Annotated in this window: 22 protein-coding genes and 1 pseudogene; 10 read left to right on the top strand and 13 right to left on the bottom strand. The window is 51.7% G+C overall.

Translation table 11 applies throughout. The features are described 5' to 3' along the window. Positions 1-53: 53 nt before the first annotated feature. The 7 genes from lacA to ESM_RS0117355 all read right to left on the bottom strand — a co-directional run bounded on the left by lacA (position 54) and on the right by ESM_RS0117355 (position 9,043). Entirely contained in the window at positions 54-659 is a 606-nt protein-coding gene (gene lacA / locus ESM_RS0117385) for a galactoside O-acetyltransferase (RefSeq protein ID WP_001515838.1), read from the bottom strand. Positions 660-724: 65 nt separating this feature from the next. Continuing rightward, positions 725-1,978: a lactose permease gene (gene lacY, locus ESM_RS0117380; RefSeq protein WP_000499565.1), complete on the bottom strand. Its 1,254-nt coding sequence runs from the start codon at positions 1,976-1,978 to the stop codon at positions 725-727. 51 nt (positions 1,979-2,029) lie between these two features. After that, a complete protein-coding gene (locus ESM_RS0117375) occupies positions 2,030-5,104 on the bottom strand; it encodes a beta-galactosidase (RefSeq protein ID WP_000177966.1) in 3,075 nt (1,024 codons plus the stop codon). A 122-nt stretch (positions 5,105-5,226) separates the two neighbouring features. Continuing rightward, positions 5,227-6,309, bottom strand: a complete 1,083-nt coding sequence (locus ESM_RS0117370) for a LacI family DNA-binding transcriptional regulator (protein ID WP_000805867.1) — start codon at positions 6,307-6,309, stop codon at positions 5,227-5,229. A 36-nt stretch (positions 6,310-6,345) separates the two neighbouring features. Beyond that, positions 6,346-7,299 carry a GlxA family transcriptional regulator gene (locus ESM_RS0117365; RefSeq protein WP_001247693.1) on the bottom strand — a complete coding sequence of 318 codons (954 nt, stop codon included), beginning with the start codon at positions 7,297-7,299 and terminating at the stop codon, positions 6,346-6,348. Positions 7,300-7,318: 19 nt separating this feature from the next. Then, complete coding sequence (locus tag ESM_RS0117360) at positions 7,319-8,095, bottom strand: MBL fold metallo-hydrolase (protein WP_000705450.1); 777 nt, start codon at positions 8,093-8,095, stop codon at positions 7,319-7,321. Between the two features lie 114 nt (positions 8,096-8,209). Continuing rightward, entirely contained in the window at positions 8,210-9,043 is an 834-nt protein-coding gene (locus tag ESM_RS0117355) for a DNA-binding transcriptional regulator (RefSeq protein ID WP_001168073.1), read from the bottom strand. A 190-nt stretch (positions 9,044-9,233) separates the two neighbouring features. On the opposite strand from ESM_RS0117355, the gene ESM_RS0117350 reads away from it, so the two are divergent. The 8 genes from ESM_RS0117350 (at position 9,234) to ESM_RS0117315 (ending at position 17,570) form a co-directional block, all read left to right on the top strand. Continuing rightward, complete coding sequence (locus ESM_RS0117350) at positions 9,234-10,898, top strand: bifunctional 3-(3-hydroxy-phenyl)propionate/3-hydroxycinnamic acid hydroxylase (RefSeq protein WP_001007397.1); 1,665 nt, start codon at positions 9,234-9,236, stop codon at positions 10,896-10,898. Position 10,899: 1 nt separating this feature from the next. Next, positions 10,900-11,844 carry a 2,3-dihydroxyphenylpropionate/2,3-dihydroxicinnamic acid 1,2-dioxygenase gene (gene mhpB / locus ESM_RS0117345; protein WP_000543454.1) on the top strand — a complete coding sequence of 315 codons (945 nt, stop codon included), beginning with the start codon at positions 10,900-10,902 and terminating at the stop codon, positions 11,842-11,844. A gap of 17 nt (positions 11,845-11,861) precedes the next feature. Next, complete coding sequence (gene mhpC / locus ESM_RS0117340; protein ID WP_000121912.1) at positions 11,862-12,728, top strand: 2-hydroxy-6-oxonona-2,4-dienedioate hydrolase; 867 nt, start codon at positions 11,862-11,864, stop codon at positions 12,726-12,728. 9 nt (positions 12,729-12,737) lie between these two features. Further along, a complete protein-coding gene (gene mhpD, locus ESM_RS0117335) occupies positions 12,738-13,547 on the top strand; it encodes a 2-keto-4-pentenoate hydratase (RefSeq protein ID WP_000160746.1) in 810 nt (269 codons plus the stop codon). Next, positions 13,544-14,494 carry an acetaldehyde dehydrogenase gene (gene mhpF / locus ESM_RS0117330; protein ID WP_000044307.1) on the top strand — a complete coding sequence of 317 codons (951 nt, stop codon included), beginning with the start codon at positions 13,544-13,546 and terminating at the stop codon, positions 14,492-14,494. Before mhpD ends, mhpF begins: the two co-directional genes overlap by 4 nt. Further along, complete coding sequence (gene mhpE, locus ESM_RS0117325; RefSeq protein ID WP_001013520.1) at positions 14,491-15,504, top strand: 4-hydroxy-2-oxovalerate aldolase; 1,014 nt, start codon at positions 14,491-14,493, stop codon at positions 15,502-15,504. The genes mhpF and mhpE overlap by 4 nt, the downstream gene beginning before the upstream one ends. A gap of 214 nt (positions 15,505-15,718) precedes the next feature. After that, a complete protein-coding gene (gene mhpT, locus ESM_RS0117320; protein ID WP_024257695.1) occupies positions 15,719-16,930 on the top strand; it encodes a 3-(3-hydroxy-phenyl)propionate transporter MhpT in 1,212 nt (403 codons plus the stop codon). Positions 16,931-17,030: 100 nt separating this feature from the next. Then, a complete protein-coding gene (locus ESM_RS0117315) occupies positions 17,031-17,570 on the top strand; it encodes a DUF2058 domain-containing protein (protein WP_010379484.1) in 540 nt (179 codons plus the stop codon). 167 nt (positions 17,571-17,737) lie between these two features. Here ESM_RS0117315 and frmA read toward each other — a convergent pair whose 3' ends face one another. The 5 genes from frmA to ESM_RS0117290 all read right to left on the bottom strand — a co-directional run bounded on the left by frmA (position 17,738) and on the right by ESM_RS0117290 (position 21,886). Continuing rightward, positions 17,738-18,847 (bottom strand): S-(hydroxymethyl)glutathione dehydrogenase, encoded by a 1,110-nt coding sequence (frmA, locus tag ESM_RS0117310; protein WP_000842111.1) that lies wholly within the window; start codon positions 18,845-18,847, stop codon positions 17,738-17,740. A gap of 35 nt (positions 18,848-18,882) precedes the next feature. Next, the gene (frmR, locus tag ESM_RS0117305) at positions 18,883-19,158 is read right to left on the bottom strand and encodes a formaldehyde-responsive transcriptional repressor FrmR (protein WP_001515852.1); all 276 of its coding nucleotides are present in this window, start codon (positions 19,156-19,158) and stop codon (positions 18,883-18,885) included. A 197-nt stretch (positions 19,159-19,355) separates the two neighbouring features. Then, on the bottom strand, positions 19,356-20,129 hold the full coding sequence (locus ESM_RS0117300) for a YaiO family outer membrane beta-barrel protein (RefSeq protein ID WP_000596077.1): 774 nt from the start codon (positions 20,127-20,129) through the stop codon (positions 19,356-19,358). A gap of 1 nt (position 20,130) precedes the next feature. Then, the gene (locus tag ESM_RS0117295) at positions 20,131-20,724 is read right to left on the bottom strand and encodes an acetyltransferase (RefSeq protein WP_232015672.1); all 594 of its coding nucleotides are present in this window, start codon (positions 20,722-20,724) and stop codon (positions 20,131-20,133) included. Beyond that, on the bottom strand, positions 20,690-21,886 hold the full coding sequence (locus ESM_RS0117290) for a glycosyltransferase (protein ID WP_000860451.1): 1,197 nt from the start codon (positions 21,884-21,886) through the stop codon (positions 20,690-20,692). The genes ESM_RS0117295 and ESM_RS0117290 overlap by 35 nt, the downstream gene beginning before the upstream one ends. Before the next feature lie 24 nt (positions 21,887-21,910). Between ESM_RS0117290 and ESM_RS1000000129685 the strand changes: the two genes are divergently transcribed. Continuing rightward, positions 21,911-21,979 (top strand): hypothetical protein, encoded by a 69-nt coding sequence (locus tag ESM_RS1000000129685; RefSeq protein WP_420842033.1) that lies wholly within the window; start codon positions 21,911-21,913, stop codon positions 21,977-21,979. A 177-nt stretch (positions 21,980-22,156) separates the two neighbouring features. Here ESM_RS1000000129685 and ESM_RS1000000129680 read toward each other — a convergent pair. After that, a pseudogene (locus tag ESM_RS1000000129680) lies at positions 22,157-22,582 on the bottom strand (PIG-L deacetylase family protein); the annotation flags it as partial. 607 nt (positions 22,583-23,189) lie between these two features. Between ESM_RS1000000129680 and tauA the strand changes: the two are divergent. After that, positions 23,190-24,152: a taurine ABC transporter substrate-binding protein gene (gene tauA / locus ESM_RS0117280; RefSeq protein ID WP_000156046.1), complete on the top strand. Its 963-nt coding sequence runs from the start codon at positions 23,190-23,192 to the stop codon at positions 24,150-24,152. Positions 24,153-24,160: the final 8 nt, after the last annotated feature.

The following is a 24,160-nucleotide window of genomic DNA, read 5'->3' as shown; positions in this document are numbered from 1 at the left end:
CTACCATGATTCATTACTCTGCTACCTTCTTTTGTTCCTGTGCTTATTTAACCTTAAGATTCAACTTTATAATCTTTGTAATAATACTGTTTATCACGCTCGTTTATTTCGCGAATAACCCGACAGGGAACGCCTGCAGCAACAACATTTGGTGGAATGTCTTTTGTTACGACACTGCCCGCGCCAATAACAGAGTTTTCTCCGACGGTGACGCCTGGATTAATGACCACATGACTCCCAATCCAGACATTATTGCCAATCGTTATCGGAAAAGAGTACATCTCTCCGTTTTTTCTCAATTCATGGTGTACAGGGTGCCCGGTAACGGAAAGGGTAACGTTGGGGGCAATCAGTACGTTATCACCGATAGTGACTGTGTGGTCATCGACGATGGTTAAATTAAAATTTGCGTAAAAATTGCGGCCTATATGGATATTGGAACCATAAGAGAAATAAACAGGTGGTTCTATCCAGGCATTTTCTCCTACCGTGGCAAACATTTCTTTAATCAGGCTTTCCCTTTTTTCAACTTCCGATGGATGTGAGTGATTAAACTCATACATCAACGCTTTCCCACGAAGTCTTTTTTCAGGTAAACCTTCGCACATATCGGTAAATAACTTTCCTGCTTTTACTCTTTCGGTCATTGGCATGTTCATTACGATTATTCCGCTCTGGTATGTTGGTCGGATAAGGCGCTCGCGCCGCATCCGACATTGATTGCTTAAGCGACTTCGTTCACCTGCCGACGCAGCAAGGAAAGCGGGCCTGGGCCGCTAAGCGTGAATACGGAAATTAAGGTAAAGCCCAGCGCCACCAGACCCAGCACCAGATAAGCGCCCTGGAAACCGATGCTTTCATACATATTGCCCGCCAGAACAGACATGAAAATCATCGCCAGTTGTTTAAAGAAGCAGAAACAGACCAGATAAATTGTTGCCGAAAAACGCACTTCAAACTGGCTGGTAATATATTTAAAGCAGCCCACCAGCAGGAACGGTACTTCAAACATATGCAGCGTTTTTAGAATAACCACTTCCAGCGCCGAGGTGGCGAACGATGAGCCAATAATACGCACAGACATAATGGTGCCAGCCAGCAGCAGGGCATTTTTCCCACCGATGCGATTAATAATCAGTGGTGCAAAGAACATAATCGAAGCGTTAAGTAATTCACCCATTGTTGTGACATAGCCAAATACTCGCGTACCCTGTTCACCAGTGGTGAAAAACGAAGTAAAGAAATTAGCAAACTGTTGGTCAAAAACATCGTAGGTGCAGGAAACACCAATAACATACAGCGATAAAAACCACAGTTTCGGTTGTTTGAACAACTCCAGCGCCAGTTTAAGACTAAATGCGGAATGATTAGCACCTACGGCATTGGCAACCGTGGCGGAAGAAGGTGCATCTGTTTTGGCGAAAAAAAGCAGAACGGCGAGGATGAGCGCACAGCCGGAACCCAGCCAGAAGACAAAGTGGTTATTGATGGTGAACATGATGCCGACAATTGAGGCACACAGCGCCCAGCCAACGCAACCAAACATCCGCGCGCGACCAAATTCGAAATTACTGCGACGGCTGACCTTCTCGATAAATGCTTCTACTGCCGGTGCACCCGCGTTAAAACAGAAGCCAAGATAAATGCCGCCAACAATCGAACCTAATATAATATTGTATTGTAACAGTGGGCCAAAGATAAAAATAAAGAACGGCGCAAACATCATTAACATGACGGTAATAATCCATAGCAGATATTTGCGCAGCCCGAGTTTGTCAGAAAGCAGACCAAACAACGGTTGAAATAACAGGGAGAACAGAGAAATAGCAGCAAAAATAATGCCGGTATCACTTTTGCTGATATGGTTGATGTCATGTAGCCAAATCGGGAAAAACGGGAAATAGGCCCCCATGATAAAAAAGTAAAAGAAAAAGAATAAGCCGAACATCCAAAAGTTTGTGTTTTTTAGATAGAACATAATGGATTTCCTTACGCTAAATACGGGCAGACATTGCCTGCCCGGTTATTATTATTTTTGACACCAGATCAACTGGTAATGGTAGTGACCGGCGCTCAACTGGAATTCCGTCGAAACTGACGGACTCCAGGAGTCGTCGCCGCCAATCCCCATATGGAAACCGTCGATATTCAGCCAGCTCCCTTCCTCCGCGTGCAGCAGATGGCGATGGCTGGTGTCCATCAGTTGTTGTTGGCTGTAACGGCTGATATTGAACTGGAAGTCGCCGCGCCACTGGTGTGGGCCATAATTCAATTCGCGTGTTCCGCAGCGTAGACCGTTTTCGCTCGGGAAGACGTATGGGGTATACATCTCTGACAACGGCATATCCCAGCGGTCAAAACAGGCCGCAGTAAGGCGGTCGGGATAGTTTTCTTGCGGCCCTAATCCGAGCCAGTTAACCCGCTCTGCGACTTGTGCCAGTTGGCAGGTCAGGCCCACCCGCGCCGGATGCGGCGTATCACCTGCTACTTCAACATCCACGCTGATGGCCATCTCACCGTGTCCATCAATCCGGTAGGTTTTCCGGCTGGTAAATAAGGTTTTCCCCTGATACTGCCACGCGTGGGCAGTCGTAATCAGTACCGCGTCGGTAATCCGATCTGCGGTACACTGCAACAGCACTGCTTCTGCCTGGTAATGGCCTGCTGCTTTCCAGCGCTCTACCCAGGCGTTCGGGTCAATACGAGTCGCTTCGCTTACGCCAATGTCATTATCCAGCGGCGCTCGGGTGAACTGATCGCGCAGCGGGGTCAGCAGTTGTTTTTCATCGCCAATCCACATTTGTGAAAGAAGACCTGACTGGCGGTTGAATTGCCAACGTTTATTACCCAGCCCGATGCAAAAATCCGTTTCGCTGGTGGTCAGTTGCGGGGCGGAGTGGGGCGCAGACGAGAGCGTTACGCGGAGGTTTTCTGCCAGTCGCCATTGCTGCCAGGCGCTGATGTGTCCGGCTTCTGACCACGCGGTCGCGTTTGGTTGCACCACCTGTACCGTGAGCCAAAGTTGCCCGGCACTCTCCGGCTGGGGCAGTTCAGGCAATTCAATCAACTGTTTTCCTTGTGGCGCGACAGCCAGAGGCACTTCACCACTCGTTAGCGGCTTGCCATCCAGCGCCAGCGACCAGTGCAGGATTTCGTTATCGCTATGACGGAACAGGTATTCGCTGGTGACTTCGATTGTTCGCCCGGATAAGCGGAACTGGAAAAACTGCTGTTGGTGTTTTGCTTCCGTCAGCGCCGGATGCGGCGTGCGGTCGGCAAAGACCAGACCGTTCATGCAAAACTGGCGATCGTTCGGTGTATCGCCAAAATCACCGCCATAAGCCGACCACGGGTTGCCGTTTTCATCATATTTAATCAGTGACTGATCGACCCAGTCCCAGACGAAGCCGCCTTGTAAACGCGGATACTGACGAAATGCCTGCCAGTATTTGGCAAAGCCGCCGAGGCTGTTACCCATCGCGTGGGCGTATTCGCAAAGGATCAGCGGGCGCAACTCACCAGGCAGTGAAAGCCATTTTTTGATTGACCATTTCGGTGCTGCCGGGAAGGGCTGATCTTCATCCACACGGGCATACATCGGGCAAATAATATCGGTAGCCGTAGTGTCTGCTCCGCCACCTTCATACTGCACCGGACGGGAGGGATCGACGGATTTTATCCAGCGATAGAGCGCGTCGTGATTAGCGCCGTGACCGGATTCATTACCCAGCGACCAGATAATCACGCACGGGTGATTGCGATCGCGCTGTACCATCCGCGTTACGCGCTCGCTCATCGCCGGTAACCAGCGCGGATCATCCGTCAGGCGATTCATCGGCACCATGCCGTGGGTTTCGATATTAGCTTCATCCACCACATACAAGCCGTAGCGGTCGCACAGCGTGTACCACAGCGGATGGTTCGGATAATGCGAACAGCGCACGGCGTTAAAGTTGTTCTGCTTCATTAGCAGGATATCCTGCACCATCGTCTGCTCATCCATGACCTGACCGCGCAGAGGGTGATGCTCGTGGCGGTTAACGCCGCGAATCAGCAACGGTTTGCCATTCAGTAACAGCAGACCATTTTCAATGTGTACCTGACGGAAGCCAACATCACAGGCTTCCGCTTCAATCAGCGTACCGTCGGCGGTGTGCAGTTCAACAACTGCACGGTAAAGGTTCGGGAGTTCTGCGCTCCACAGCGCCGGATTTTCGACGCTCAGACGTAGCGTGACGCGATCGGTATAACTGCCGCGCTCATCGATAATTTCGCTGCCGAAAGGTGCGGTGCTACTGGCGACCAGGGTTTCACCTTGCCACAAAGAAACCGTTACCCGCAGAAAGTCGCGCAACTCGCCACCCATGCGCACTTCAGCCTCCAGCACGGCGCGGCTGAAATCGTCATTAAAATGGGTAGCAACATGGAAATCGCTGATTTGCGTGGTCGGTTTGTGCAGCAACGAGACGTCGCGGAAAATGCCGCTCATTCGCCACATATCCTGATCTTCAAGATAACTGCCGTCACTCCAGCGCAGCACCATCACCGCGAGGCGGTTTTCTCCGGCGTGCAAAAAGGCGCTCAGGTCAAATTCAGACGGCAGGCGGCTATCCTGGCCGTAGCCAACCCAGCGTCCGTTACACCACAGGTGAAACGCCGAGTTAACACCATCAAAGATAATCCGCGTCTGGCCATCCTGGAGCCAGCTTTCATCAACATTAAATGTGAGCGAGTAACAACCCGTTGGGTTTTCTGCGGGAACAAACGGCGGATTCACCGTAATGGGGTAGGTCACGTTGGTATAAATGGGGGCGTCGTAACCGAGCATCTGCCAGTTTGACGGCACCGGAATATTATCTGCTTTTGGGAGATCGCGTTCGAGCCAGCTTTCCGGCACCGCTTCCGGTGCCGGAAACCAGGTAAATAACCATTCACCATTCAGACTGCGCAATTGACGGGAAGGGTGATTATCACGGGCTTCTTTGCTATTGCGCCAACTGGAAAAAGGGGGATGTGCTGCAAGGCGATTGAGTTGGGTAACGCCTGGGTTTTCCCAATCACGACGCTGTAATACGACGGCCAGTGAATCCGTAATCATGGTCATAGCTGTATCCTGTGTGAAATTGTTATCCGCTCACAATTTCACACAACATACGAGCCAGATGCACAGAGTGTAAAGCCTGGGGTGCCTAATGAGTGAGCTGACTCACATTAATTGAGTTGCGCTCACTGTCCGGTTTCTAGTCGGGAAATTTGTCGCGCCAGTTGCATTAAAGAATCGGCCAATTCGCGGGGAGAGGCTGCTTGCGCGTTCGGAGGTTGCGTGGTTTTTCGTTTAACCAGTGACACGGGTAATAGCTGATTTCCCTTCACCGCCTGGCCCTGGGAGAATTGCAGCAAGCGATCCACGCTGGTTTGTCCCAGCAGGCGAAAATCCTGTTTGATGGTGGTGAGCGGTGGGATATAACACGAGCTATCTTCGGTATCGTCGTATCCCACAACCGAGATATCCGCACCGACGCGCAGCCCGGACTCGGTAATGGCGCGCATTGCGCCCAGCGCCATCTGATCGTTAGCAACCAGCATTGCGGTAGGGATGATGCCCTCATTCAGCATCTGCATGGTTTGCTGAAAACCCGATATTGCGCTCCAGTCACCTTCAAGCTCTGCTATTGGCTTAAGTTGATTGTGGCCGAGATATTTATGCCAGCCAGCCAGGCGCAGACGCGCCGAGACAGAACTTAATGGACCGGCTAACAGCGCGATTTGCTGGTGACCCAACTCGACCAGATGCTCCACGCCCAGCCGCGTACCGTCGTCATAGGAAAAAATAATACTGTTGACGGGTGACCTGTCAGAGGCGTCAAGAAACAAAATGGGCACGTTACCACAGGCGGCTTCCACAGCAATGGCATCTTGCTCATCCAGCGGGTAGTTGATGACAAGACCGCTGACGCGTTGCGCGAGAAGATTGTGTACCGCCGCTTTACAGGCTTCGACGCCGCTTCGTTCCACCATCGAGACTACGACGCTAGCTCCCAGTTGATCGGCGCGGGATTTTATTGCCGCGACAATTTGTGACGGTGCATGCAGAGCCAGACTGGACGTGGCAACGCCAATCAGCAACGACTGTTTGCCTGCCAGTTGCTGTGCCACGCGGTTGGGAATGTAATTCAGCGCTGCCATTGCCGCTTCCACTTTTTCCCGTGTTTTCGCAGAAACGTGGTTGGCCTGATTCACCACGCGGGAAACGGTCTGATAAGACACACCGGCATACTCAGCGACATCGTATAGCGTTACTGGTTTCACATTCACCACCCTGAAATGACTCTCTTCCGGGCGCTATCATGCCATACCACGAAAGGTTTTGCGCCATTCGGCGGGGCTGACGCCGAAGTGAGATTTAAAATGCTGACGCCACGTCACAGGTGAGAGGAAGCCCACCTCAGCCGCTATCCGCTCAACGGGCAACTGACTGGAACCCAACAGTTCCTGGCTACGGCGTAAGCGTTCAGTGATGAGCCATTCAGCGATACTCGAACCGGTCGCTTTCATAAAATGGCGGGTTAGTGTGCGGCGACTCATCATTACTCGCTGCGCCAGCGAGTCGAGATCATGCTGTTGCGCAATGTTTTGCCGCAGGTAATCCAGCAGGAGGTTGATGCGTTCATCATGGGTATTTTTCGGCACCGGTTGCTCAATAAACTGCGCCTGACCGCCGGTGCGATATGGCGGTACGACCATCCGTCGGGCAATGTGGTTAGCATAGTCGCTGCCAAAATGTTGCCGAACAATATACAAACAGCAATCCAGCGCCGCGGCAGTACCGGCAGAGGTAATAATGCCGTCATCGTCTACATACAACGCGTTAATATCCAGATGTGTTTCTGGAAAACGTGCCTGAAATTCACGTTCGAACTCCCAGTGCGTGGCTGCACGCTTATTTTTCAGTAAACCTGCATAGCCGAGCACAAACGTGCCCAGGCAAAGCCCGACAATCTGTGCCCCGTTATCCTGTGCGGTCGTTAAGGCTTCCAGCAGTTTTTGTGGCGGTTTTTGTGTAATTGTTCCCCAGTAAGGAATTATCACAATATCCGCTTGTATGACTGCGGTATAGTCATGGGTGGCGGTTACGGAAAACCCATCGGCAGAGTCCACGTTTCCCGGCTTTTCAGCGCAGATAATCACGTGAAAGCGTTTTTTTTCCGCCATTTTTTCGCTAAACACGATAAACGGTACGGAAAGGTGAAAAGGACTAAAACCGGCAACGGCGATAATGGCAACAGTCAGCGGGCGCATAACACTCTTTATCTCCGAATTAGAATGTCAACGTTTCACCATCTTCTGGTACGTTCACAAATTCGATAATTTGATTATCTCTGGCGTATTCCTTGAGCGCATCACGCGTCAGCAAACAGTGGTTTACGGCCTCCATATGTGTCGCGACAATTTGCGCTTCTGGCAGGGTAAAATGTGTTTTGAGAATATCTTCTGCTCCCATAATTATCGCACCATGCCCCAGAACATGCGCAAATCCGGCATTCAACACAACCACTTCTGGTTGGAAAGTTAGCATTGTAGCCTCGACGTCGTCACGCCAGAGGGTATCGCCAGCCAGATAGAGCGTTTTCTCTGTCGGATGCCGGAAAACAACGCCGCAGGCTGCGCCTAAACGCTTCGCCATAGCCGGGTCGGCATAGGTGCGATCGGAGCCGTGCTGCCCTGTCGTTTTATGCAGAGTTATATCGCCAAATTTAGTCTCGTCGGTAAGTTCGGTAAGATGCGTAAATCCTTGTTTATGCAGTGATTCAGCATCTTGCTCATTTTGCACATAAATCAGTTTATCTTTGGGGACAACGCGGGAGGCTGTTTCGTCCCAGTGATCTTCATGCAAATGGGTCACGATTAGGGCGTCAACGTTGAGTAACGTTGTTAAATCACACGGTAATTCTACCGTTGGATTGCGGATTTCTGCGCGTGCCGTTCCGGCAAAACCCGGATAACTTCCTTTTGGCGCGAGTAACGGGTCGATAAGAAATGTTTTGCCAGCGTATTGGATAATTTGGGTGGCATTACGAATTTGAGTAATTTTCATGATTTGCTCCACATCACAGTATTGATGTCATTAGCGTAGCGTGCAGCCCGTACTGTGCATGTGGGCAAATGGGCGAATAACGATGAGAATGGGCCAAATTACACATTGACGTCGCTAGCGTAAATGCACGCCGCTTCGCCGTCCGGCCACCAGAATAGCCTGCGATTCCACACCTTCTTCGATCTGTTTTGCCACCCGTTGCAGCGCCGGAAGATGCTTTTCCGCTGCCTGTTCGATGGTCATTGCGCTCGCCATATACACCAGATTCAGACAGCCAATCACCCGTTGTTCACTGCGTAGGGGCACGGCAATGGAGGCGATCTTCTCTTCCTGATCCCAGCAGCGGTAGTTCTGTCCGTAACCCTCTTCGCGCGCGCGTGCCAGAATGGCTTCCAGCTTTAACGGTTCTCGTGCCAGTTGATAGTCATCACCGGGGCGGGCGGCTAACATTTCGATTAACTCCTTGCGTTCTTGTTCCGGGCAAAAGGCCAGCCAGGTCAGTCCTGAGGCGGTTTTCAGCAGCGGTAAACGTCGCCCGACCATCGCCCGGTGAAAGGATAACCGGCTGAAACGGTGGGTGGTTTCGCGTACTACCATTGCGTCAACATCCAGCGTGGACACATCTGTCGGCCATACCACTTCGCGCAACAGATCGCCCAGTAGCGGGGCCGCCAGTGCAGAAATCCATTGTTCGTCACGAAATCCTTCGCTTAATTGCCGCACTTTGATGGTCAGACGAAAACTGTCATCGGAGGTACTGCGGCGGACATATCCCTCTTCCTGCAGCGTTTCCAGCAGTCGCCGCACAGTGGTGCGATGTAGGCCGCTGAGCTCCGCCAACAGCCCGACGCTGGCACCGCCATCGAGTTTATTTAACATATTTAATAACATTAGACCGCGGGTTAAGCCGCGCACGGTTTTGTATTCCGCCTGCTCATCTTTCTGCATATTAATTGACATTTATATAGTTAAAACAACGTTGTGCACTTGGTGCACACTCAGACATGTTTTGATTGTAGCCGAAAACCCCCTTCCTATACTGAGCGCACAATAAAAAATCATTTACATGTTTTTAACAAAATGAGTTGCGCTGTACTGTGCGCGCAACGGCATTTTGTCCGAGTCGTGAGGTACTGAAATGGCAATACAACACCCTGACATCCAGCCTGCTGTTAACCATTGCGTTCAGGTGGCGATCGCTGGTGCCGGTCCGGTCGGGTTGATGATGGCGAACTATCTCGGCCAGATGGGCATTGACGTGCTGGTGGTGGAGAAACTCGACAAACTGATCGATTATCCCCGTGCGATTGGTATTGATGACGAGGCGCTGCGCACCATGCAGTCGGTCGGCCTCGTTGATAATGTTTTACCGCATACTACGCCGTGGCACGCGATGCGTTTCCTCACCCCAAAAGGTCGCTGTTTTGCCGATATTCAGCCAATGACCGATGAATTTGGCTGGCCGCGCCGTAACGCCTTTATTCAGCCGCAGGTCGATGCAGTGATGCTGGAAGGGTTGTCGCGTTTTCCGAATGTGCGCTGCCTGTTTTCCCGCGAATTGGAGGCCTTCAACCAACAAGATGACGAAGTGACCTTGCATCTGAAAACGGCAGAAGGGCAGCGGGAAACCGTCAAAGCCCAGTGGCTGGTAGCCTGTGACGGTGGAGCAAGTTTTGTCCGCCGTACCCTGAATGTACCGTTTGAAGGTAAAACAGCACCAAATCAGTGGATTGTGGTGGATATCGCCAACGATCCGTTAAGTACGCCGCATATCTATTTGTGTTGCGATCCGGTGCGCCCGTATGTTTCTGCGGCTCTGCCTCATGCGGTACGTCGCTTTGAATTTATGGTGATGCCGGGAGAAACCGAAGAACAGCTCTGCGAGCCGCAAAATATGCGCGAGCTGTTAAGCAAAGTGCTGCCTAATCCGGACAACGTCGAATTGATTCGCCAGCGTGTTTACACCCACAACGCGCGGCTGGCGCAACGTTTTCGTATTGACCGCGTACTGCTGGCGGGCGATGCCGCGCACATCATGCCGGTATGGCAGGGGCAGGGCTATAACAGTGGTATGCGCGACGCCTTTAACCTCGCCTGGAAACTGGCGTTGGTTATCCAGGGGAAAGCTCGCGATGCGCTGCTCGATACCTATCAACAAGAACGTCGCGATCACGCCAAAGCGATGATTGACCTGTCGGTGACGGCGGGCAACGTACTGGCTCCGCCGAAACGCTGGCAGGGCAGCTTGCGTGACGGCGTTTCCTGGCTGCTGAATTACTTGCCGCCAGTAAAACGCTACTTCCTCGAAATGCGCTTCAAGCCGATGCCGCAATACTACGCCGGTGCGCTGGTACGTGAGGGCGAGGCGAAGCACTCTCCGGTCGGCAAGATGTTTATTCAGCCGAAAGTCACGCTGGAAAACGGTGACGTAACACTGCTCGATAATGCGATCGGCGCGAACTTCGTGGTGATTGGCTGGGGATGCAATCCGTTGTGGGGGATGAGCGATGAGCAAATCCAGCAGTGGCGCGCGCTGGGCACACGCTTCATTCAGGTGGTGCCAGAAGTGCAAATTCATATCGCGCAGGATAACCACGACGGAGTGCTGCGCCTGGGTGATATGCAAGGTCGCCTGCGTAGCTGGTTCGCACAACATAATGCTTCGCTGGTGGTGATGCGCCCGGATCGCTTTGTTGCCGCCATCGCCATTCCGCAAACTCTGGGTAATACGCTGAATAAACTGGCGTCGGTGATGACACTGAACCGCCCTGATGCCGACGTTTCTGTCGAAAAGGTAGCCTGATATGCACGCTTATCTTCACTGTCTTTCCCACTCGCCGCTGGTGGGGTATGTCGACCCGGCGCAAGAGGTACTCGATGAGGTCAATGGCGTGATTGCCAGTGCCCGCGAGCGCATTGCGGCTTTCTCCCCTGAACTGGTGGTGCTGTTTGCGCCAGATCATTACAACGGTTTTTTCTATGACGTGATGCCACCGTTCTGTTTAGGCGTAGGAGCGACGGCAATTGGTGATTTCGGCAGTGCGGCGGGAGAGCTACCCGTGCCTGTGGAGCTGGCGGAGGCTTGTGCGCATGCCGTAATGAAGAACGGGATCGATCTTGCCGTTTCTTACTGTATGCAGGTGGATCATGGGTTCGCCCAGCCGCTGGAGTTTTTGCTCGGTGGGCTGGATAAGGTGCCGGTCCTGCCTGTATTCATCAACGGCGTCGCCACGCCGCTGCCCGGTTTTCAGCGAACCCGAATGATGGGCGAAGCGATTGGTCGTTTCACCAGTAGTCTGAATAAACGCGTGCTGTTTCTTGGTTCCGGTGGGCTTTCCCATCAGCCGCCGGTGCCCGAACTGGCAAAAGCCGATGCCCATATGCGCGATCGTCTGTTGGGTAGTGGGAAATATTTGCCCGCCAATGAGCGCGAAATGCGCCAGCAACGGGTGATTAACGCCGCTGAGAAGTTTGTTGAGGATCAGAGAACTCTGCATCCGCTTAACCCGATTTGGGATAACCAGTTCATGACTTTGCTGGAGCAGGGACGCATACAGGAACTGGATGCCGTCAGTAACGAAGAGCTTTCCGCCATTGCCGGAAAGTCGACACATGAAATCAAAACCTGGGTCGCTGCTTTTGCCGCTATTTCTGCGTTTGGCAACTGGCGTAGCGAAGGGCGTTATTACCGCCCAATCCCGGAGTGGATTGCCGGATTTGGCTCGTTAAGCGCCAGAACACAGAACTGAATATGCAGGAGAAGATGATGAGTTATCAGCCACAAACCGAAGCCGCCACCAGCCGTTTTCTGAATGTAGAAGAAGCGGGTAAAACGCTACGCATCCATTTTAATGACAGCGGACAAGGCGACGAAACCGTTGTCCTGCTGCACGGTTCCGGCCCGGGGGCTACTGGCTGGGCGAACTTCAGCCGCAATATCGATCCGCTGGTAGAGGCGGGCTATCGGGTGATCCTGCTGGATTGTCCTGGATGGGGTAAGAGTGATTCGATCGTTAACAGTGGTTCGCGATCGGATCTCAATGCGCGCATCCTGAAAAGCGTCGTGGATCAACTGGATATCGGCAAAATCCACCTACTGGGCAACTCGATGGGTGGGCACAGTTCTGTTGCGTTTACTCTTAACTGGCCGGAGCGCGTCGGCAAACTGGTGCTGATGGGCGGCGGTACAGGTGGCATGAGTTTGTTTACGCCAATGCCAACTGAAGGCATTAAGCGACTGAATCAGCTTTATCGTCAGCCGACTATCGAAAACCTGAAGCTGATGATGGATATCTTCGTTTTCGATACCAGCGATTTGACCGACGCTCTGTTTGAAGCACGCCTGAATAATATGCTGTCGCGCCGCGATCACCTGGATAACTTCGTTAAGAGCCTGGAAGCCAATCCGAAACAGTTCCCGGATTTTGGTCCACGTCTGGCGGAAATTAAAGCGCAAACCCTGATTGTCTGGGGGCGTAACGACCGTTTTGTGCCGATGGATGCGGGGCTGCGTTTGCTGTCCGGTATCGCCGGTTCTGAACTGCATATCTTCCGCGACTGTGGTCACTGGGCGCAGTGGGAACATGCCGACGCTTTCAATCAACTGGTGCTGAATTTCCTCGCACGTCCTTAAGGAACGGTCATGACGAAGCATACTCTTGAGCAACTGGCGGCGGATTTACGCCGCGCCGCAGAGCAGGGCGAAGCGATTGCGCCGCTGCGCGATTTGATTGGTATTGAAAACGCGAAAGCCGCCTACGCGATTCAGCGCATCAATGTGCAACATGATGTCGCGCAGGGGCGTCGCGTTGTGGGGCGTAAAGTGGGACTGACGCATCCGAAAGTGCAGCAACAACTGGGGGTTGATCAACCGGATTTCGGAACATTATTTGCCGACATGTGTTATGGCGATAACGAAACCATTCCTTTTTCCCGCGTCTTGCAACCCCGCATTGAAGCGGAGATCGCACTGGTGCTAAACCGCGATTTGCCCGCGACCGATACCACGTTTAACGAACTGTATAACGCCATTGAATGGGTGCTTCCGGCGCTGGAAGTGGTGGGCAGCCGTATTCGCGACTGGTCGATTCAGTTTGTCGATACCGTGGCAGATAACGCCTCCTGCGGGGTGTATGTCATCGGCGGTCCGGCGCAACGTCCGGCAGGGTTAGACCTGAAAAACTGCGCTATGACGATGACGCGTAATAACGAAGAGGTTTCCAGCGGGCGCGGCAGCGAATGCCTGGGGCATCCACTTAATGCCGCCGTCTGGCTGGCACGCAAAATGGTCAGCCTGGGTGAACCGCTGCGCGCCGGAGATATCATTCTTACCGGGGCATTAGGTCCGATGGTGGCGGTAAATGCGGGCGATCGTTTTGAAGCCCATATCGAAGGCATAGGCTCAGTTGCTGCGACATTTTCAAATGCGGCCCCAAAAGGAAGTCTGTCATGAGTAAGCGTAAAGTCGCCATTATCGGTTCTGGCAACATTGGCACCGATCTGATGATTAAAATTTTGCGTCACGGTCAGCATCTGGAGATGGCGGTGATGGTCGGCATTGACCCTCAGTCCGACGGTCTGGCACGTGCCAGACGTATGGGCGTCGCCACCACCCATGAAGGGGTGATCGGGCTGATGAACATGCCTGAATTTGCTGATATCGACATTGTCTTTGATGCTACCAGCGCGGGCGCGCATGTGAAAAACGATGCCGCTCTGCGCGAAGCGAAACCGGATATTCGCTTAATCGACCTGACGCCGGCTGCCATCGGCCCTTACTGTGTGCCGGTGGTTAACCTCGATGCAAACGTCGATCAACTGAACGTCAATATGGTCACCTGCGGCGGCCAGGCAACTATTCCGATGGTGGCGGCTGTTTCACGTGTGGCGCGTGTTCATTACGCCGAAATTATCGCTTCTATCGCCAGTAAATCTGCCGGACCCGGCACGCGTGCCAATATCGATGAATTTACGGAAACCACCTCGCGAGCCATTGAAGTCGTGGGCGGTGCGGCAAAAGGGAAGGCGATTATTGTGCTTAATCCGGCAGAGCCGCCGTTGATGATGCGCGACACGGTGTATGTATTGAGCGATGAAGCTTCACAAGATGATATCGAAGCCTCAATCAATGAAATGGCTGAGGCGGTGCAGGCTTACGTACCGGGTTATCGCCTGAAACAGCGCGTGCAGTTTGAAGTCATCCCGCAGGATACACCGGTTAATTTACCGGGCGTTGGTCAGTTCTCCGGTCTGAAAACGGCGGTCTGGCTGGAGGTCGAAGGCGCAGCGCATTATCTGCCTGCCTACGCAGGCAACCTCGACATTATGACTTCCAGTGCGCTGGCGACAGCAGAAAAAATGGCCCAGTTACTGGCGCGCAAGGCAGGAGAAGCGGCATGAACGGTAAAAAACTTTATATCTCGGACGTCACGTTGCGTGACGGTATGCACGCCATTCGTCATCAGTATTCGCTGGAAAATGTCCGCCAGATTGCCAAAGCACTGGATGATGCTCGCGTGGATTCGATTGAAGTGGCTCATGGTGATGGTTTGCAGGGTTCCAGTTTTAACTATGGTTTCGGTGCATATAGCGACCTTGAATGGATTGAAGCAGCGGCGGATGTGGTGAAGCACGCCAAAATCGCGACGTTGTTGCTGCCAGGAATTGGCACTATTCACGATCTGAAAAATGCCTGGCAGGCTGGCGCGCGGGTGGTGCGCGTGGCGACCCACTGCACCGAAGCTGATGTTTCCGCCCAGCATATTCAGTATGCCCGTGAGTTGGGAATGGATACCGTTGGCTTTCTGATGATGAGCCACATGACCACGCCGGAGAATCTCGCGAAGCAGGCAAAGCTGATGGAAGGCTACGGTGCGACCTGTATTTATGTGGTGGATTCTGGCGGTGCGATGAACATGAGCGATATCCGTGACCGTTTCCGCGCCCTGAAAGCGGTGCTGAAACCGGAAACGCAAACCGGCATGCATGCTCACCATAACCTGAGTCTTGGCGTGGCGAACTCTATCGTGGCGGTGGAAGAGGGCTGTGACCGCATCGACGCCAGCCTCGCGGGGATGGGCGCGGGTGCAGGTAACGCGCCGCTGGAAGTGTTTATTGCCGCCGCGGATAAACTGGGCTGGCAGCATGGGACCGATCTCTATGCGTTAATGGATGCCGCTGACGACCTGGTGCGTCCGTTGCAGGATCGTCCGGTACGTGTCGATCGCGAAACGCTGGCGTTGGGATACGCTGGCGTTTACTCCAGTTTCTTGCGTCACTGTGAAACGGCAGCGGCGCGTTACGGCTTAAGTGCGGTGGATATTCTCGTTGAGCTGGGCAAACGCCGGATGGTTGGCGGCCAGGAGGATATGATCGTCGACGTGGCGCTGGATCTGCGCAACAACAAATAATGATGACTGCCGACAACGTGCATTTTGTATGCCCATCCCAGGCATGATAAGACGCGTCAGCGTCGCATCAGGCATCTGTGCACGACTACCGGATGCGGCATGAACGCCTTATCCGGCCTACATTTCGCCCGGAGGCTGTCATTAAATGGTTCTGATTACGCGGTTGGCAATGCATCAGCCGCGATTCACCTGCACCCGCAACGAGGTTCATCTTATGTCGACTCGTACCCCTTTATCATCTTCATCCCGCCTGATGCTTACCATTGGGCTTTGTTTTTTGGTTGCCCTGATGGAAGGGCTGGATCTTCAGGCGGCTGGCATTGCGGCGGCAGGTATCGCCCAGGCCTTCGCACTCGATAAAATGCAAATGGGCTGGATCTTCAGCGCCGGAATACTCGGTTTGCTACCCGGCGCGTTGGTTGGCGGGATGCTGGCGGACCGTTACGGTCGTAAACGTATTTTGATTGGTGCAGTTGCGCTGTTTGGTCTGTTCTCGCTAGCGACCGCTATGGCATGGGATTTTCCCTCTCTGGTCTTTGCGCGGCTTTTGACCGGTATCGGGCTGGGGGCGGCGTTGCCGAATCTCATCGCCCTGACGTCTGAAGCGGCAGGGCCACGTTTTCGCGGGACGGCGGTGAGCCTGATGTATTGCGGTGTCCCCATTGGCGCGGCGCTGGCGGCTACGCTGGGTTTCGCTGGAGCAAATTTAGCCTGGCAGACGGTATTTTGGGTAGGCGGTGTGGTGCCGTTGATTCTGGTGCCGCTGTTAATGCGTTGGCTGCCGGAGTCGGCGGTTTTCGCTGGTGAAAAACAGGCCGCGCCGCCGCTGCGTGCGTTATTTGCGCCAGCCACGGCAACCGCGACCCTACTGTTGTGGTTGTGTTATTTCTTCACGCTGCTGGTGGTCTACATGTTGATCAACTGGCTACCGCTGCTTTTGGTGGAGCAAGGATTCTTGCCGTCGCAGGCGGCAGGGGTGATGCTTGCACTGCAAATGGGGGCGGCAAGCGGGACGTTAATGTTGGGCGCATTGATGGATAAGCTGCGTCCAATGACCATGTCGCTACTGATTTATAGCGGCATGTTAGCTTCGCTGTTGGCGCTGGGAACGGTGTCGTCGTTTAGCGGTATGTTGCTGGCGGGGTTCGGCGCTGGGTTGTTTGCGACAGGTGGGCAAAGCGTTTTGTATGCGCTGGCACCGTTGTTTTATAGCACGCAGATCCGCGCAACCGGTGTGGGAACCGCCGTGGCGGTTGGGCGTCTTGGAGCAATGAGTGGTCCGTTGCTGGCCGGGAAAATGCTGGCCTTAGGTACCGGCACGGTCGGCGTAATGGTAGCTTCTGCACCGGGCATTCTTGTTGCTGGGTTAGCGGTGTTTATTTTGATGAGCCGGAAAACACGAATGCAGGCGTGCACTGATGCCTGACGCGCTTTATCAAGCAGGGGAGAAAGGGACTTCCCCCAATACACCCACGGCGTTTACAGGTATACTCGCTAAAAATTATTCATCGGGTTTGGAAACAAAGATGGCAAAACTTACCTTACAGGAGCAGTTGCTCAAAGCGGGATTAGTCACCAGCAAAAAAGCAGCGAAGGTTGAGAGAACGGCGAAAAAATCGCGTGTTCAGGCGCGTGAAGCGCGGGCGGCGGTAGAAGAAAATAAAAAGGCACAGCTTGAGCGCGATAAACAACTTAGCGAACAACAAAAACAAGCGGCGTTAGCGAAAGAATATAAAGCCCAGGTGAAGCAGCTCATTGAAATGAATCGTATCACCATTACCAATGGCGATATCGGTTTTAACTTCACTGACGGTAATCTGATTAAGAAGATTTTTGTCGATAAGCTTACGCAAACGCAGTTGATTAATGGACGCCTGGCGATTGCCCGATTGCAGGTCGATAACAATAGCGAAAGTGAATATGCGATTATTCCGGCAAGCGTTGCCGATAAGATCGCCCAGCGCGATGCCAGCAGTATCGTATTACACTGCGCACTCAGCGCTGAAGAGCAGGATGAAGAAGATCCGTATGCCGATTTCAAAGTGCCTGATGATTTGATGTGGTGATAATACCAAAGGCTAAATTGCCTTATAAGGCATTCACGCCGCATCCGGCAATTGCACACAGATGCCTGATGCGACGCTTGCACATCAGGTCATCTTACGTTTGTCATCAGTCTCAAAAGAAAACGCGACTCCCCGCCCGAACCGGACGGGGTAAAACCAGCGGGAAATTAGTAACGAATTACGGTTCGAATGGATTTGCCTTCATGCATCAGATCAAAGGCGTTATTAATTTCATCCAGGCTCATGGTATGAGTGACAAACGGTTCCAAGTCGATATCACCTTTCATCGCATCTTCAACCATCCCCGGTAACTGAGAACGACCTTTTACGCCGCCAAACGCGGAACCCTTCCATACGCGACCGGTGACTAACTGGAATGGACGGGTTGAGATTTCCTGACCGGAACCCGCGACACCGATGATCACCGATTGGCCCCAGCCGCGGTGAGCACTTTCCAGCGCCGCACGCATCACGTTGACGTTACCGATGCACTCAAAGGTATGGTCGATGCCCCATTTGTTGATATCCAGCAGGACATCTTTAATCGGTTTGTCGTGGTCGTTCGGGTTAATGCAGTCGGTGGCACCGAAGCGACGCGCCAGATCGAATTTCTTCGGGTTTGTATCGATAGCGATAATTCGTCCTGCTTGCGCCTGACGAGCGCCCTGAACAACCGCCAGACCAATTGCACCAAGCCCAAACACGGCAACGGAATCCCCTGACTGGACTTTTGCGGTGTTGTGTACCGCGCCAATTCCGGTGGTTACGCCACAGCCCAGCAGACAGACGTGTTCATGGTTTGCTTCTGGATTAATTTTTGCCAGAGAAACTTCCGCGACTACGGTGTATTCACTGAATGTAGAGCACCCCATGTAGTGATAAAGTGGCTGCCCGTTGTAAGAAAAGCGCGTGGTGCCATCTGGCATCAGGCCTTTGCCCTGGGTTTCGCGAACGGCGACACAGAGGTTGGTTTTGCCGGAACGACAGAACTCACACTCGCCGCACTCTGCGGTGTAAAGCGGAATCACATGGTCGCCAGGTTTAACGCTGGTCACGCCCTCACCGACTTCAACCACGACGCCAGCCCCTTCGTGACCGAGAACCACCGGGAATACACCTTCTGGATCATCGCCAGAGAGGGTAAAAGCGTCGGTATGGCAGACGCCGGTATGGGTGACTTTAATCAGCACTTCACCTTTTTTCGGTGGTGCGACGTCAATTTCAACGATTTCCAGCGGTTTACCGGGCGCAAATGCAACGGCAGCACGTGATTTCATATCTCGTTCTTCCTCAATAAGGTAAATAGGTTCAGCTACTTAAGATAGGTGCGAACCAATTCAATAGTGTCGTCAACGGATTGGCTGACTTCGCGGCTGTAGCAGTCATTTCGGTCAAACGTTTCCCGGATATGGCTTTCAAGCACTTCTGCCATTAGCCCGTTAGCCGCGCCCCGAACGGCGGCGATCTGTTGGAGTATGGCACGGCATTCGGCATCACCCTCCAGCGACCGTTCCAGAGCATCAATCTGCCCCCGAATACGACGAACTCGAGTAAGAACCTTTTTCTTCTCTTCCGGAGTACTGGGCATTTCGCACCTCATCATCTGCACGCAATATACTATAGGGGGGTATGTTATGAGTCAATGCATACCCCCCTATAGTATATAACATTGGCGAATAAAATTTATCTGCTGAATATGAGAGATATCTGGAGAAAATGAAGAGGAAAGTGTTTGTGCGCTAATCAAGTGAGATTGCCGCCCCGGGAAGTGGGCGGCGGAAGGAATCAGAATTTCCAGGTCAGATGGGCTGCGAGTTGCAGACCGTTATAATCATCGGTTGGTGTGTCGTACCACACTTTACCTGCCGTCAGACCCAGATTAAGTTGTTCTGTCAGCGGCTGGATACGTTGCAAGCTTACGCTCTTCATGCTGCCGTAGCGCGTCTCTGGCGTCCAGTCATAGGTGTAAGCGCCTGTTCCGCGGCTTAGCCAAAGCTGGGTATAGCCACCGCCGCGCGGATCATTCAGGCGCACGGAAATCATATTGCTGTAACTGCCACCTGCATCGCTGGAGTCATAATGAGTATAGCGATAGCTGGTGATCACCGGGCCAGTATAGAGCGATACGCCGCCTTGCCAGGCATCGACTTCAACATCATCATAATATTTAGTGTAGCGATAACCGGTCGTGAACAGCGTTTTTGGCAGCAGGGCCAGGTTAATATCCTGACGAAAATCCTGGCGAGCAAAGACCGGTGTATTATCTGCAAAGGCAATACCCGTTCGGGTTGTCAGCCAGTTATTCCATTTGTACCAGACAGCCCCCTGACCGCGTGTGGCATTGAAATGTTCAGTTTCATAATCACGACGTCCCTGGGAAAGATTAAAAAGCAGCGTTGCGTTTTCAACTTTCGCCACCAGTTCAGCATACGCCAAATTACGGTTACCGTGATCGCCAGAATAATCGGTAAAATCGTAGCCTGCGGTAATGGAAGTTAACCCGGCACAAGCAGGAAATGCACTAAAAATTGCCGCTGCTAATAACGTCCGTTTTATCATTTTAATCTCCTGTACGGATAAGTTCTTGCCGGAGTGAATAACTTCCGGTAGGTAAATTACGTTCTACAATCACACGCGGGCCAAGTTGTGTGTTCGGGGAAATAATTCGTCCTGGCAATATAATAACCTGCACGCCAAGACGTGAACGTTGTCCAATATAACACCCTAATTTATCGCATCCGGTAGCGATAATACCTTCTGGAGTGTGCACAGACACTGGCTGTTCATCCAGACGATGATTACTGGTACGCACTTGTGCGCCCAAATATGCCAGGCTTGCAATTACCGAGTCGGCAATAAAACATTGCGGTCCAATCATTGCTTCCGATTCAATAACTGCATTTTTTATTTCAGTAGCAAAACCAATTTTTACACCATTGCTGATTACTGTGCCTGGGCGAATAAATGCATAATTACCTATCAGACAGTTTGCGCCAATCACTACTGGTCCCTGAATAACTGCGCCGTGGCAAATACGTGTATTCGCGCCGATAATAACCTCACCAGCACTTTCATCAATAATTACATGGTCTGCAATCTGAATATTTTTCTCTTTAATATTAAGCTTCAGATAGCTTTTCAGTTCCGGTGACAGAAGGTTGGGAATAAGCGATTGGCGCTTCCACCAGTGCGGAATAACGTGTAGGTTTGTCGCGTTGAGGCTCGCGTCCAGTAAAAAAGGCAATAAGTCCATAAATAATCCAGATGGCATAAGCTAATAATACATACACAACGGAAAGTGGCGCTAAAGGCACCAACAACCAGCAACGATGAAACCAGGCGCTAAAAGCACCAATAACACAAACTACGCCGACCCAGATAAGCGGAAACATTGCCAATACCACGCCATGTGGCCCGGTGGTGATGAATTCATTAAACCAGGTAGCGAGATAAATTCCAACGCCATAAAGCACAACCAAAAGCATAGGAAATATACTGAAGATGCCGAAACGGCTAAATAAAAGCTTTTTATGCAGGCGCATACAGACGGCATAGCCCACAATCCAACGCCGCCAGCGTCGCCATTCATCAAGTGGATTATTGCACTCTTGTGGGTAAACGATGCAGCGATTCGCCTGACGAATGCGGTAACCATTGGCGACCAACGTCCAGGTGAGGTCAAGATCTTCAACTTTCGTTCGGTCCGAAAAACCGAATTTACGCAATACATCAGTACGGAACATCCCGCACGCACCGCTGATAATAAACGGTGCGCCGCCCAGGAGTTGCTGTAGCGTGCGTTTCATAATGATCATCGGCAACTTTACGGTCGCGCGGATGTGCGGCAACAGGCCTGCGCCTTTTAAGGCTGTCGAGGGAATGCCGCCTACGGCGTCAGCGCCGTGCTCAATTTCCGCCAGCATATACCCCATGCCATTTTTATCTGGAGGGACGTAAGTATCGGCATCGCTTAAAAAAACCTGGTCACATGTGGCGTAGTTGAGGCCGTTCATTAGAGCACCGCCTTTGCCGGTGTTTTTTTGTGTAACAGCAACAAACCTATCGCCCCATTTGCGTTTGACTTCCGCCATTACTGCTTCTGTGTTATCCGTAGAGCCGTCGTTAACGCAAATCACACGGCAAAAATAAGGGTTGCGCAGTAGATTTTCCAGCGACTGTGCCAGACAAGGGCCTTCGTTATAGGCAGGAATAATTGCGTCAATACAGCCTTTCTTTTGGCTGGGCTTACGCCTTAACGTACTCAAAAACCATAGCAATATTGCGACGGCCATAAATATAAAGATCCAGGTTTTCATTTTATCTGCTCAAAGAATCATTTTATGAATAACAAAGCCTTCACCCAGATCGCTATTGACCTGTTGTCCGCGAAATTGTGCAACAGCACGTAAACGTTCATGACGCATATAATCACGTTGCTCCTGGCTTTTATGTTTTTTTAATGCTGCAAGTTTGACGGTGAAATATTCTTCTTTCACGGATTCAAAAACCTGAGGCATAAATGAAAGCCAGGTGCTTGGGGTTTCATAGCCGAGAATTTGTGGAATAGTGCGGCAGGCAACCATTGACGCCTGATAAACTGCCAGATGATCCTGATGGCGGTCAGCATCATGCATGGTATATACCCGTATGATTTCTACATCAGAGGGAATTTGATTTTTAATAATATCTTCCAGGGAAGAAATCATATCATTGAGTTGCAGATGTGTACGGGTGTCTGCAAAATTAAGATGAATAGTTTGCTGACAACCCAACATCTTTAATGCTTCGCGAGATTCTTCACAACGATCGATGACATCGCTAACACCCGAATTGCCGGCAGTCATGACAACAGCAGTGATATAAATTCCTTTCTGCGAAAGACGAGCAAGCGATGCACCACAACCTAATTCTATATCGTCAGGATGTGCGCCAATCGCAAGGATACCTTTCCTCTTTTCTGCTGAAGAATGCAACGCAGAATTTAAAACCTTGTCCAATTCATGACACTCCATTTTAATTATTATGCTGAAAGCGCGGCGAATGCAGAGCTGCAATCCTCTGCAACATACTCAGATGTTAAAAATGGCACGCTGTAAAAAAGAATAATCCTGAGAACGGGATTATTTAATGCCCGGAGGGCCGTAAGCGGTATAAGTTTGAATTGTGTGTGTCATATGTTAACTGTTTGTGTGTTTTGTGAATGTGTTTATATTTTTTATATATTGTATTTAGATGTGATTTAGTTTGTCAATTAATTGCATTTAAAAAATATCTTCTGTGAAAAACTGGTTTTTACATTCGCATTATGAATGAATTTGTATGATAAAGTGGTTTCTATGCTTTGCATTATATAAAATTAGAATGATATATGCATTTGTTATTGGTTTACTTAGTCAGTAGGTTGGAGAAATAAAGTAGCGTAGTTCGAATTTTTATTCGTATATAAAAAGAAATATGGCATTACTTTGTAGGGAAACGGTTAGCAAATGCATAACTAATCTATCGTTTGCCGTTTTTTTGCTAAGAATAAAAACATATTGCCCATAATGATTAATTCTTTTAATAAATGTCTTTACCCGCGAATACTGCACCCATAACAAGACAGGGGAGCAGATAATCATGACAATTTCATCGCGTAACACACTTCTTGCCGCACTGGCATTCATCGCTTTTCAGGCGCAGGCGGTGAACGTCACCGTGGCGTATCAAACCTCCGCTGAACCGGCGAAAGTGGCTCAGGCTGATGGCACCTTTGCCAAAGAGAGCGGGGCGAGCGTGGACTGGCGTAAGTTTGACAGCGGAGCCAGCATCGTGCGGGCGCTGGCTTCTGGCGATGTGCAAATCGGCAACCTCGGCTCCAGCCCATTAGCGGTGGCTGCCAGCCAACAGGTGCCGATTGAAGTCTTTCTTTTAGCCTCAAAACTGGGTAACTCCGAAGCGCTGGTGGTGAAGAAAACCATCAGCAAACCGGAAGATCTGATTGGCAAACGTATCGCCGTGCCGTTTATCTCCACCACGCATTACAGTCTGCTGGCGGCGCTGAAACACTGGGGCATAAAACCCGGACAAGTGGAAATTGTGAACCTGCAGCCGCCCGCGATTATCGCCGCATGGCAACGGGGAGATATTGATGGTGCTTATGTCTGGGCACCTGCGGTTAACGCCCTGGAAAAAGACGGCAAGGTGCTGACCGATTCTGAACAGGTCGGCCAGTGGGGCGCGCCGACGCTGGATGTCTGGGTAGTGCGTAAAGATTTTGCCGAGAAATATCCGGAGGTAGTGAAAGCGTTTGCTAAAAGCGCTATCGATGCCCAGCAACCGTATATTGCTAATCCTGACGCGTGGCTGAAACAGCCGGAAAATATCAGCAAGCTGGCGCGCTTAAGCGGCGTGCCGGAAGGCGATGTACCAGGGCTGGTGAAGGGGAATACCTATCTGACGCCGCAGCAACAGACGGTAGAACTGACCGGGCCGGTGAACAAAGCGATCATCGATACCGCCCAGTTTTTGAAAGAGCAGGGCAAAGTTCCCGCCGTGGCGAATGATTACAGCCAGTTTGTCACCTCGCGCTTCGTGCAATAAAAGGAGGC

The organism is Escherichia sp. TW09308, from assembly GCF_000208565.1.
GTDB classification, from domain to species: Bacteria; Pseudomonadota; Gammaproteobacteria; order Enterobacterales; family Enterobacteriaceae; genus Escherichia; species Escherichia marmotae.
The sequence above is the reverse complement of the archived record's forward strand: the minus strand, read 5'-3'. Positions and strand labels throughout refer to the sequence as shown.